The organism is Stenotrophomonas sp. 93052_Sma (assembly GCF_056481145.1).
On record NZ_CM151134.1, the window covers coordinates 4,088,210 to 4,100,506 of the forward strand.

Consider the following 12,297-nt stretch of genomic DNA (forward strand, 5'->3'; position numbering starts at 1 on the left):
CACTGCGCTGGTGGCCCATGCCGGCCGCTGACACCAGCCAGGAAAGCGATGTCGGCGACGTAAGCGTCGCCGACGTACTGGCGGCGCAGGCTCGTCTGCGCCGCTTCCTGCCGCCCACCCCGCTGCACCATGCCGAACGCTTCGGTACCTGGCTGAAGCTGGAGAACCTGCAGCGCACCGGTTCCTACAAGGTACGCGGCGCATTGAATGCGCTGCTGGCCGGCCGCGAGCGCGGCGATACCCGGCCAGTGATCTGCGCTTCGGCCGGCAACCATGCCCAGGGCGTGGCGTGGGCGGCCTACCGCCTGGACGTGCCGGCCATCACCGTGATGCCGCATGGCGCGCCCGCCACCAAGATCGCCGGCGTCGCCCACTGGGGCGCGACCGTGCGCCAGCACGGCACCAGCTATGACGAGGCCTACGCCTTCGCGGTCGAACTGGCACAACGCCACGGCTACCGCTTCCTGTCCGCGTTCGACGATGCCGACGTGATCGCCGGCCAGGGCACGGTCGGCATCGAGCTGGCCGCACACGCGCCGGATGTGGTGATCGTGCCGATCGGCGGCGGCGGCCTGGCCTCCGGCGTCGCGTTGGCACTGAAATCGCAGGGCGTCCGCGTGGTCGGCGCGCAGGTCGAGGGCGTCGATTCGATGGCCCGCGCGATCCGCGGTGACATGCGCGAGATCGCCCCCGTTGCCTCGCTGGCCGACGGCGTGCGGGTGAAGATTCCCGGCTTCCTGACCCGCCGCCTGTGCACCTCGCTGCTGGACGATGTGGTGATCGTGCGCGAAGCCGAACTGCGCGAAACCCTGGTCCGGCTGGCACTGGAAGAACACATCATCGCCGAGGGCGCCGGTGCGCTGGCGCTGGCCGCCGGCCGCCGCGTCGCCGGCCGCCGCAAGTGCGCGGTGGTCTCCGGCGGCAACATCGATGCCGGCGTACTGGCCGGCCTGCTCACCGACATCCGTCCGCGCCCGCCACGCAAACCGCGGCGACGGCGCAGCGAATCCCCGCGCTCGCCCAGCAAGGCCAGCGCCACAGCTTCCCCCACCTCTTCCCCTTCCCCTTCCCCCCTGCAAGCCGTCGCACCCGCTGTCGAGGAGATTTCCCTGTGACCACCATCGAACGAATTACCACCCCGCGCATCCGCATCTTCGACACCACCCTGCGTGACGGCGAGCAGTCCCCCGGCTGCAGCATGAGCCCGCCGCAGAAGCTGGTGATGGCGCGTGCGCTGGACGAACTGGGCGTGGACATCATCGAGACCGGCTTCCCGGCCAGCTCGCAGTCCGACCGTGAGGCGATGGCACTGATCGGCCGCGAACTGCGCCGCCCGAGCCTGACCCTGGCGGTGCTGTCGCGCTGCCTGCAGGCCGACATCGAAACCTCGGCACGTGCGCTGGAGGCCGCTGCCAACCCGCGCCTGCACGTGTTCCTGTCGACCAGCCCGCTGCACCGCGAGCACAAGCTGCGGATGACCCGCGAGCAGGTACTGGAGTCGGTACGCAAGCACGTATCGCTGGCCCGGTCCTATATCGACGATGTCGAATTCTCGGCCGAGGATGCCACCCGCACCGAGCTGGACTACCTGATCGAGGTTTCGCGCGTGGCCATTGCCGCCGGCGCCACCACCATCAACCTGCCCGACACCGTCGGCTTCACCACGCCGGAAGAGATCCGCGCGATGTTCCAGCAGGTCATCGCCGGCGTCGCCGACGTGCCGAATGCCGCCAATGTGATCTTCAGCGCACATTGCCACAATGACCTGGGCCTGGCGGTGGCCAACTCGCTGGCCGCCATCGAAGGCGGTGCACGCCAGGTCGAGTGCACCGTCAACGGCATCGGCGAACGTGCCGGCAACTGTTCGCTGGAAGAGATCGCGATGGTGCTGAAGGTACGCCAGGCCTTCTACGAGCAGGACAGCGCGATCAACACCCCGCGCATCGTCGGCACCTCGCAGCTGCTGCAGCGCCTGGTCGGCATGCCGGTACAGCGCAACAAGGCCATCGTCGGTGCCAACGCGTTCGCCCACGAATCGGGCATCCACCAGCACGGCATGCTGCGCCACCGCGGCACCTACGAAATCATGCGGCCGGAAGACGTGGGCTGGGAGGATTCACAGATGGTGCTGGGCCGCCACAGTGGCCGCGCCGCCGTCGAAGCCCGCTTGCGTGCGCTGGGCTTCTGGCTGGACGAAGACGAACTGAAGCTGGTGTTCGAGCAGTTCAAGGGCCTGTGCGAACAGCAGCGCGTGGTCACCGATGCCGACCTGCAAACCTTGATGCAGGGCGGCTCCAACGCGCAGGGATATCGCCTGGCGTCGATGACCATCAGCGACGTCGGCAGCCGCGCCAATGCACTGGTCGAACTGTCCGACCCGGACGGCAACCGCGTAGCCGAGACCGCGCAGGGCGACGGCCCCGTCGATGCGCTGTTCGGCGCGCTGTCGGCTGCCACCGGCGTGCAGCTGATGCTGGACAGCTACCACGTGCACAGCGTCGGCATCGGCGCCGATGCGCGCGGCGAGGCCAACCTGAGCGTGCGCCACGAAGGCGTGGAGTACGACGGTACCGGTACCAGCAAGGACATCATTGAAGCCTCCGCACTGGCCTGGCTGGATGTGGCCAACCGCCTGCTGCGCCAGCGCCAGGCTACCGCCCCAAGCAGCACCGACGTTCCCACCCCTGCCACCGCCTGAGGAACCCGAGATGAGCGCCTTCGACACTCCTACCCCGGCCAGCGCCGCTGGCCAGCAGTGGAACGCCCAGGACTATGCGATCGACGCCGGCTTCGTGCCGCTGCTCGGCGGTGCGGTATCGCGCCTGCTCGACCCGCGCGCCGGTGAACGCATTCTCGACCTGGGCTGTGGCGACGGCATGCTCAGCACCGAACTGGCGCTCAGTGGCGCACACATCCGCGGTGTGGATGCCTCACCGGAACTGGTGATCGCCGCGCGTGCGCGCGGCGTCGATGCGCAGGTGATGGATGGCCACGCACTGACCTTCGACAACGCATTCGATGCGGTGTTCAGCAACGCAGCACTGCACTGGATGACCAACCCCGATCAGGTGCTGGAAGGCGTGCGCCGCGCGCTGCGCCCCGGCGGCCGCTTCGTCGCCGAGTTCGGCGGCCACGGCAACGTGGCCAAGATCATCGCGGCGGTGCAGGCCGCGCGCGTGGCCCACGGCCATGGTGCCAGCGCCTTCCAGTGGTACTTCCCCACTGCCGATGCCTACGCCGATCGCCTGCGCCAGCATGGCTTCCAGGTGCAGCTGATCGAGTGCACACCGCGCCCGACCGCACTGCCGACCGGCGTGGCCGGCTGGCTGCGGGTGTTCGCAGCACCGCTGCTGGACGACCTGCCCGCCGAGGCACGCGCGACCGTGCGCGAGGCCGCCACCGCGCTGCTGGCCCACCTGCCGCGCAACGCCGCCGGCCAGCCGCTGGCCGACTACGTGCGGCTGCGGGTACTTGCCCGTCGCCGCTGACATGATCCATTCGTCATCTTTTCCGATGTCCGCAACTTCGTACTTCTGCCAGGCATACGCATGACCTCCGCACCCCGCACCCTGTACGACAAACTGTGGGACGCCCACGTGGTTGTCCCTGAATCCGACAGCGCGCCCGCCGTGCTGTACATCGACCTGCACCTGATCCACGAGGTGACCTCGCCGCAGGCGTTCACCGAACTGCGCCAACGCGGCCTGTCACCGCGCCGACCGGACCGTACCAAGGCAACGATGGACCACTCCACACCAACCCTGCCGGCCGCCGCCGACGGCACGCTGCCCTACGCCAGCGCCGCCTCCGAAGCCCAGGTCGCCACGCTGGCGCGCAACTGCGCCGAGCACGGCATCGAGTTGTTCGACATGGCCTCGGACAACCGCGGCATCGTCCACGTGATCGCCCCGGAACAGGGGTTCACCCAGCCCGGCATGACCATCGTGTGCGGCGACAGCCACACCTCCACCCATGGTGCGTTCGGCTCGCTGGCCTTCGGCATCGGCACCAGCGAGGTCGGCCACGTGCTGGCCACGCAGTGCCTGCTGCAGCGCAAGGCGAAGACCTTCGCGATCACCGTCGACGGTCCGCTGGCGCCGGGCGTCGGCGCCAAGGATGTGGTCCTGCACATCATCGGTGTGATCGGCGTCAACGGTGGCACCGGCCACGTGATCGAGTTCCGTGGCAGCACCATCGAAGCGATGGACATGGAACAGCGCATGACCCTGTGCAACATGTCGATCGAGGCCGGCGCACGCGCCGGCATGGTGGCGCCGGACCAGGTCACCTTCGACTTCGTCGCCGCGACCCCGCGTGGTCCCAAGCGCGCCGACTTCGACGCTGCCGTGGCACGCTGGCAGCAGCTGCGCAGCGATGAAGGCGCACGCTTCGACAACGAGGTGCACATCGACGCCGCCGATATCCGCCCCACCCTGACCTGGGGCACCCACCCGGGCACCGCCATCGCGGTGGATGCGCCGATTCCAGCGGCCAATGATGCCGCCGCACAGAAGGGCCTGGACTACATGCACTTCCAGGCCGGCAAGGCGCTGGCGGGTACGCCGGTGGATGTGGTGTTCGTCGGTTCGTGCACCAATGGCCGCCTGAGCGACATGCGCGAAGTGGCGCAGGTCCTGCGCGGTCGCCGCGTCGCCGAGCGGGTGCGCATGCTGGTGGTGCCGGGCTCGGAAATCGTCAAGCGCGAGGCCGAGGCCGAAGGTATCCATGAGATCGTACGCGCGGCCGGTGCCGAATGGCGCGAGCCGGGCTGTTCGATGTGCATCGCCATGAACGGCGATCTGGTTGCGCCTGGCCAGCTCGCAGTGAGCACCAGCAACCGCAATTTCGAGGGCCGCCAGGGTCCCGGTTCGCGCACGCTGCTGGCCTCACCGATGAGCGCCGCGTGGGCCGCAGTGAACGGGCACGTTGCCGATACCCGCGACCTGTTCGCACAGGAGGTGGCGTGATGGCCGGTTTCCGTACCCTGACCTCGGCCAGCGTGGTGCTGCGCCAGACCAACATCGACACCGACCAGATCATCCCGGCCCGGTTCCTGTCCACCACCGAACGCGCCGGCCTCGGCCGCAACGCGTTCAATGACTGGCGCTGGCAGGCCGACGGCGCACCAGTAGCCGACTTCGCCTTCAACCAGCCGCACAACGCTGGCCGCAGCATCCTGCTGGCCGGCCGCAACTTCGGCTGCGGCTCGTCGCGCGAACACGCGCCCTGGGCACTGACCGACCTGGGCCTGCGCGCCATCGTCAGCAGCGAGATCGCCGACATTTTCCGCGGCAACGCGTTGAAGAACGGCCTGCTGCCGATCGTGCTGGACGAAGCCGACGTGCAGGCGCTGATGCAGCGCCCGGACGACGAGCTGACCATCGACGTGGCCGCGCGCGAGCTGCGCACGCCCGATGGGCGCGTCTATTCCTTCCCGCTGGATGGCTTCTCGCAGACCTGCCTGCTGGAAGGCGTCGACCAGTTGGGGTATCTGTTGGGCCGTGTCCCTGAAATCGAACGCTACGAGAGTGAGCATGCACGCTGAAATTGTTGTCCTGCCCGGTGATGGCATCGGCCCGGAAGTGGCCGCCGCGGCAGTCGCCGTCCTGAAGTCTGTCGCCACACGCTTCAACCACACCTTCACCTTCAGCGAGCACGACATCGGTGGCATCGCCATCGACCGCCACGGCGAGCCACTGCCGGCCTCTACGTTGACCGCCTGCCAAGCCGCCAACGCGGTGCTGCTGGGTGCGGTCGGCGGCCCGAAGTGGTCCGATCCCAACGCCAAGGTGCGCCCGGAACAGGGCCTGCTGGCGATCCGCAAGGCGCTGGGCCTGTATGCCAACCTGCGCCCGGTGCGTACCCACGAAGCCGCAGTGCACGCCTCGCCGATCAAGGCCGAGCTGCTGCAGGGCGTGGACTTCGTGGTGGTACGTGAGCTGACCGGTGGCATCTACTTCGGCGACAAGACCCGCGACGCCGACAGCGCCAGCGACCTGTGCCGCTACACCGTGGCCGAGATCGAACGCGTGCTGCGCAGTGCCTTCCGCCTGGCCCGGCAGCGCCGCGGCAAGGTCACCTCGGTGGACAAGGCCAACGTGCTGGAGACCTCGCGCCTGTGGCGTGACGTGGCCGCGCGCATCGGCCGCGAGGAATTCCCGGACGTTGCACTGGAGCACCAGCTGGTCGATTCCATGGCCATGCACCTGCTGGCCAAGCCGCGCGAGTACGATGTGATCGTCACCGAGAACATGTTCGGCGACATCCTCACCGACGAAGCCTCGATGCTGGCCGGCTCGCTCGGCCTGCTGCCCTCGGCCTCGCTGGGTGAGCCGGGTGCAGTCGGCATCTATGAGCCGATCCACGGTTCGGCCCCGGACATCGCCGGCAAGGGCATCGCCAACCCATACGCGACGATCTTCAGCGCCGCGATGCTGCTGCGCCATTCGCTGGGGCTGGAAGCGGAAGCCGCCGCGGTTGAAGCGGCGGTGCACGCCGTGCTGGATGATGGTGTGTTCACTGCCGACTTGGCAGCGAAGGGCCAGGCCGTCAGCACCGCTGCCGCCACCGACGCGGTGCTGGCCAAACTCAACTGATCCGATAGCGCCACGCCATGCGTGGCGCCCCTCCCTTTGTACATTGTGCGCAGCCCCCCCATGGGGTGGCTCTACTGTAGATCCACGCCATGCGTGGATGCGCCATCCGTGCCAACCAAGGTTGGCACCTACCACCGCAGTAGAGCCACGCCATGCGTGGCTGCATTATTTGGTGGTGTACCCACCATTGACCAGGATGGTCTGCCCGGTCATCCACCAGCCGTCGGTGACCAGGAAGCGGATCCACGGCACGATGTCGGCGATGTCGGTCAGGCCGGTGCGGGTGAACGCCGAGAGCGCGGCCGCGGTCTTGTGGTACGCCTGCGCATCGGCACTCTCGGCCGGGTAGAAGAACGGCGTGTCCATCGGGCCCGGCCCGATCGCAGTCACCGAGATTCCGCGCTCACCGAACTCCTTCGACGCGGCGCGGGTGAAATGCTCAACCGGCGCCTTGGTGCCGGCATAGCTGGAATAGAACGGCGTGAACGCACCCAGCAGTGAGGTGACCAGAGTGCAGATGCGGCCACCGTCGTTGACGTGGTGTCCAGCCTCCTTGAGGAAGAAGAACGCGGCCTTGGCATTGACCGCGCTCATCTCGTCGTACTCGGCTTCGCTGATCTCCAGCAGCGGCTTCTTCAGCACCTTGCCGACCGTATTGATGGCGATGTCGGGACGGCCGACTGCGGCCACGGCATCGGCGAACAAGCGCTCCATCGCTGCGGCCGAAGTCAGGTCGCCCTGCAGCGCCACCGCCTTGCTGCCAGCGGCCTGCACGGCGGCGACCGTTGCTTCCGCATCAGCCTGGGTGGCGGCACTGTTGTAGTGGATGACGATGGCTTTGGCGCCCTGGCTGGCGAAGTCGCGGGCGATCAGTCCGCCCAGGTTCTTGGCGCCACCGGCGATCAGCACGGTCTTGCCCTTGAGGGAATGGTCGGTCATGGCGTTTGTCTCAGGAGGGGGCTGCCCGGGGTGGCAACCCTGCCCTGACGACGATATCGTGCAGAAAATGCGGATAAAGCCCGCCACATTGACTTAACTTTCCAGAGTAGGCGAACAATGGACCGGATCGATCGCTTCCGCATCTTCACCCGGGTGGTGGAATGCGCCAGCTTCACCCGCGCCGCCGACCAGCTCGGCCTGCCCCGCTCCACGGTATCGGCGGCCATCGCCGAACTGGAGCAGCGGCTCGGCACCCGCCTGCTGCAGCGATCGACCCGTCGGGTGTCCACCACCCATGATGGGGACGTGTTCCATGCCCGCTGCCTGCGCCTGATCGCCGAGGTTGAAGACGCCGAATCGCTGTTCCGGCAAGACGATGCGCAGCCGGTGGGCCTGCTGAAAATCGATGTGCCCAGCCGGATCGGCCGCCGCATCCTCGCCCCGGCCCTGCCCGACTTCTTCGCGCGCCATCCGCAGGTTGAAGTGGACCTGGGCATGACCGACCGCGCGGTGAACCTGATCGAAGACGGCTGTGATGCGGTGCTGCGGGTCGGCCAGCTGGGTGACTCCAGCCTGGTGGCCCGCATGCTGGGACAGCTCGACTTCGTCAACGTCGCCGCGCCGGCCTACCTGCGCGAACACGGCGTACCGCAGCATCCTGCCGACCTGCAGCAGCACCGCGCGGTGAACTACGCATCGCCGACCACGGCGCGGGTGGAACCGTGGGAATGGCAGGACGGTGGCCAGCTGCGCACGCTGCCGATGCCTGGCTGGGTACGGGTAAACAGCGCCGAGGCCTCGATCGCGTGCTGCGTGGCGGGGCTCGGCCTGCTGCAGATTCCGCGCTACGACGTGCAGGCCGAACTGCAATCCGGTGCGCTGGTGGAAGTGATGCCGCAGTACGTGGCGCAGCCGTTACCGGTGACCTTGCTGCAGCCGCACCGGCAACACCGCGCGCAACGCGTGCAGGTGTTCATCGAATGGCTGCTGCCGGTGCTGCGGAACGGCCTGCAGCTGCAGTAGATCCACGCCATGCGTAGATGCATGCCGCGCAGATCAGTAGATCCACGCCATGCGTGGATGACTGATCCTGGTCCTCCGCAGCCACCCATGGGGTGGCTCTACTGCAGAAACTACCAACCTTGGTGGAAGTGATGCCACAGCACGTGGCGCAACCGCTGCCGGTGACCCTGTTGCAGCCGCATCGGCAGCACCGCGCGCAACGCGTGCAGGTGTTCATTGAATGGCTGCTGCCAGCGCTGCGGAGCGGCCTGCAGCTGCAGTAGATCCACGCCGTGCGTGGATGCACGCATCAGTGCCAACCAAGGTTGGCACCTACCAGGGCGAAGACCCGCTGCGGTAAATCCATGCCATGCGTGGATGCGTGCATCAGTGCCAACCAAGGTTGGCACCTACCAGGGCGAAGACCCGCTGCGGTAAATCCACGCCATGCGTGGATGCGTGCATCAGTGCCAACCAAGGTTGGCACCTACCAGGGCCAAGACCCGCTGCGGTAGATCCACGCCATGCGTGGATGCGTGCATCAGTGCCAACCAAGGTTGGCACCTACCAGGGCAGTGGCCGCCGAACCCGGGGCATTACGCCCCGGATTCGTCCGGCTTGACCCGGAACCACGCGGCGTACAGCGCCGGCAGGAACACCAGGGTCAGCACCGTGCCCACGATCAGGCCACCCATGATCGAAATCGCCATCGAGCCATAGAACGCACTGCGTGACAGCGGAATCATCGCCAGCACCGCCGCCAGCGCGGTCAGCACGATCGGGCGGAAGCGGCGCACCGTCGCGTCGATGATCGAATGCCAGCGGTCATGCCCGGCATCGATGTCCTGCTGGATCTGGTCGATCAGGATCACCGAGTTGCGCATGATCATGCCGGCCAGCGCGATCGTGCCCAGCAGTGCCACGAAGCCGAACGGCGCGCGGAACAGCAGCAGGAACAACGTCGCGCCGATGATGCCCAGCGGCGCGGTCACCAGCACCATCGCCGCACGCGAGAAGCTGCGCAGCTGCAGCATCAGCAGCGTGGCCACCACCACCAGGAACAGCGGCATGCCGGCCTTGATTGAGTTCTGGCCACGTGCCGAATCCTCCACGGTACCGCCGGTTTCCAGCAGGTAGCCATTCGGCAGCTCGGCACGGATGCCATCCAGCGTCGGCAGGATCTGATGCACCACGTCGAGTGGCTGCATGCCATCACTGATGTCGGCGCGCACGGTCACCGTCGGCAGACGGTTACGGTGCCAGATGATGCCATCCTCGAAGCCGTACTCCATCGTCGCCACCTGCGACAGCGTGATGCTGCCGCCGTTGGCGGTCGGCATCGACAGGCTGGACAGCAGCTCCAGCTGGTTGCGCTCATCGGCCGGGCCACGCAGCAGCATCTCGATCTGGCGGTTGCCCTCGCGGTACACGCTCACCGACTGCCCGGCCAGCGAACTGGACAGGAACTGGCTGACCTGGGCACTGCTCACGCCCAGCGCCCGCGCACGCTCCTGGTCGATCACCAGCCGCACCACCTTGCTCGGCTCGCTCCAGTCCAGGTTGACGTTCATCACGTGCGGGTTCTCACGCACCTTGGCTTCGACCTGGCGCGCGATCGCCTGCACCTTCTCGATGTGCTCGCCGGAAATGCGCATCTGCACCGGATAGCCGACCGGCGGGCCGTTCTCCAGGCGGGTCACGCGCATCTGCACGTCCGGGAACTTCGGAATCACCTCGTGCAGCAGCCAGTCACGGGTGCTTTCGCGCGCCTTGATGTCCTTGGCCAGTACCACGAACTGGGCGAAGTTGGTGGCCGGCAGCTGCTGGTCCAGCGGCAGGTAGAAGCGCGGCGAACCGGTGCCCACGTAGGACACGTAGTTGGCGATGCCATCGCGGTTGGACAGCAGCTTCTCCAGCTTCTCGGCCTGGGCCTGGGTCGAGCGCAGCGATGCGCCCTCGGCCAGCTCGATGTCCACCATCAGTTCCGGCCGGGTCGAATCCGGGAAGAACTGCTGCGGCACGAAGCGGAACATCATCAGCGAGAACACGAACAGGGCGATGGTCGCGGCAATCACCCACCAGCGGTGGCGCAGGCAGCCATCGAGGAAGCGACGGAAGCTGCGGTAGAACGGGCGCTGGTACGGATCGTGGTCGTGCCCGTGCAGCGGCGGCGCGATCAGGTTGGCCAGCGCCGGATAGCGGTCGGCCCACTGCTGGCGCTTGGCATGCCAGCGCGCGGACAGGCTGCCCGGCTTCGGCGGCTGCGGATTGAACAGGTCCGGCAGCATCTTGTCGCCCAGGTACGGGATGAACAGCACCGCGGCAATCCACGACACCACCAGTGCGATAGTCACCACCTGGAACAGCGAGCGGGTGTACTCACCCGTGCTCGATGCCGCCGTGGCGATCGGCAGGAAGCCGGCCGCCGTGATCAGCGTACCGGTCAGCATCGGGAACGCGGTCGACTCCCAGGCGAAACTGGCCGCACGCAGGCGGTCGTAGCCCTGCTCCATCTTGGTGGCCATCATCTCCACCGCGATGATCGCATCGTCCACCAGCAGGCCCAGCGCCAGCACCAGCGCGCCCAGCGAGATCTTGTGCAGGCCGATGTCGAAGTAGTGCATGACGAAGAAGGTCATCGCCAGCACCAGCGGGATGGTCACACCTACCACCAGGCCGGTGCGCAGGCCCAGCGAGAAGAAGCTGACCAGCAACACGATCACTACGGCTTCGGTCAGCACCTGCACGAACTCGCCGACCGACTCCTCCACCGACTGCGGCTGATCGGACACCTTGCGCAGCTGCATGCCGGCCGGCAGGGTCTTCTGCAGGCGTTCGAACTCTGCATCGAGGTTGGCGCCGAGCTTGAGGATGTCACCGCCATCCTTCATCGCCACCGCCAGGCCGATGGCCTCTTCACCCATGAAGCGCATCTTCGGCGACGCCGGATCGGCGAAGCCACGCTTGACCTCGGCGATGTCGCCCAGGTGCACGGTGCGGTCACCGGCGCGGATCGGGAACTGGCGGATCGCTTCGATGTCGTTGAACTGGCCGGTCACGCGCAGCTGCACGCGGTCGGTGGCGGTCTCGAAGAAGCTGGTGCCGGTGACCGCATTCTGGTCGGCCAGCGCCTGCTGTACCTGCTGCATCGACACACCCAGCGTGGCCAGGCGGGTGTTGGACAGCTCGATCCACACCTTCTCGTCCTGCAGGCCGACCAGGTCGATCTTGCCGACATCGGGCACGCGCTGCAGTTCCAGCTGGATGCGGTCGGCGTAGTCGCGCATCACCGCGTAGTCGAAGCCCTTGCCGGTCAACGCATAGATGTTGCCGTAGGTGTCGCCGAACTCATCGTTGAAGAACGGACCGACGATCTCGCGCGGCAGCGTCGCACGGATGTCGCCCACGCGCTTGCGCACCTGGTACCACAGGTCCGGGATCTGCCTGGAACGCAGGCTGTCGCGGGCCATGAAGATGACCTGCGATTCGCCGGGGCGCGAATAGGAGCGGATGAACTCGTACTCGCCGGTGTTCATCAGCGCCTTCTCGATCGGCTCGGTCACCTGCCGCGAGACCTGTTCGGCGGTGGCGCCCGGCCACAGCGTGCGCACCACCATCGCCTTGAAGGTGAACGGTGGATCCTCGGACTGGCCCAGGTGCTTGTACGACCACGCGCCGATCAGCGCGAAGGCCAGCATCGCGAACAGCACCAGGGGGCGGTTGGCCAGCGCCCACTCGGATAGATTGAAGCGGCGCACCG

9 protein-coding genes and 1 pseudogene are annotated in these 12,297 nt (G+C 67.3%); 8 read left to right on the forward strand and 2 right to left on the reverse strand.

Going from position 1 to position 12,297, the window contains the following annotated elements:
• The first annotated feature begins 17 nt into the window (after positions 1-17).
• From ACZK2V_RS19130 to leuB, 6 genes are read left to right on the forward strand one after another with little or no spacing between them, the layout of a single operon-like run.
• Positions 18-1,115: a threonine dehydratase gene (locus ACZK2V_RS19130; RefSeq protein ID WP_486322682.1), complete on the forward strand. Its 1,098-nt coding sequence runs from the start codon at positions 18-20 to the stop codon at positions 1,113-1,115.
• A complete protein-coding gene (locus tag ACZK2V_RS19135) occupies positions 1,112-2,698 on the forward strand; it encodes a 2-isopropylmalate synthase (RefSeq protein WP_049421750.1) in 1,587 nt (528 codons plus the stop codon). The genes ACZK2V_RS19130 and ACZK2V_RS19135 overlap by 4 nt, the downstream gene beginning before the upstream one ends.
• Positions 2,699-2,708: 10 nt before the next feature.
• Positions 2,709-3,488, forward strand: a complete 780-nt coding sequence (locus tag ACZK2V_RS19140) for a class I SAM-dependent methyltransferase (protein WP_201117274.1) — start codon at positions 2,709-2,711, stop codon at positions 3,486-3,488.
• Positions 3,489-3,548: 60 nt separating this feature from the next.
• Complete coding sequence (leuC, locus tag ACZK2V_RS19145) at positions 3,549-4,967, forward strand: 3-isopropylmalate dehydratase large subunit (protein WP_201117275.1); 1,419 nt, start codon at positions 3,549-3,551, stop codon at positions 4,965-4,967.
• Positions 4,967-5,545 carry a 3-isopropylmalate dehydratase small subunit gene (gene leuD, locus ACZK2V_RS19150; RefSeq protein WP_049421756.1) on the forward strand — a complete coding sequence of 193 codons (579 nt, stop codon included), beginning with the start codon at positions 4,967-4,969 and terminating at the stop codon, positions 5,543-5,545. The genes leuC and leuD overlap by 1 nt, the downstream gene beginning before the upstream one ends.
• The gene (gene leuB / locus ACZK2V_RS19155; protein ID WP_201117276.1) at positions 5,535-6,596 is read left to right on the forward strand and encodes a 3-isopropylmalate dehydrogenase; all 1,062 of its coding nucleotides are present in this window, start codon (positions 5,535-5,537) and stop codon (positions 6,594-6,596) included. The genes leuD and leuB overlap by 11 nt, the downstream gene beginning before the upstream one ends.
• 165 nt (positions 6,597-6,761) lie before the next feature.
• On the opposite strand, the gene ACZK2V_RS19160 is transcribed toward leuB, so the two are convergent.
• Positions 6,762-7,535, reverse strand: coding sequence for an SDR family oxidoreductase (locus ACZK2V_RS19160; protein ID WP_049421759.1), 774 nt, complete (start codon positions 7,533-7,535; stop codon positions 6,762-6,764).
• A gap of 117 nt (positions 7,536-7,652) precedes the next feature.
• Here ACZK2V_RS19160 and ACZK2V_RS19165 point away from each other — a divergent pair, with 117 nt between their 5' ends.
• Positions 7,653-8,558 (forward strand): LysR family transcriptional regulator, encoded by a 906-nt coding sequence (locus ACZK2V_RS19165; protein WP_049421761.1) that lies wholly within the window; start codon positions 7,653-7,655, stop codon positions 8,556-8,558.
• A 119-nt stretch (positions 8,559-8,677) separates the two neighbouring features.
• Positions 8,678-8,821 (forward strand): annotated as a pseudogene (locus ACZK2V_RS19170) (LysR family transcriptional regulator); the annotation flags it as partial.
• Between the two features lie 312 nt (positions 8,822-9,133).
• Here ACZK2V_RS19170 and ACZK2V_RS19175 read toward each other — a convergent pair.
• A complete protein-coding gene (locus ACZK2V_RS19175) occupies positions 9,134-12,295 on the reverse strand; it encodes an efflux RND transporter permease subunit (RefSeq protein ID WP_486322683.1) in 3,162 nt (1,053 codons plus the stop codon).
• Positions 12,296-12,297: the final 2 nt, after the last annotated feature.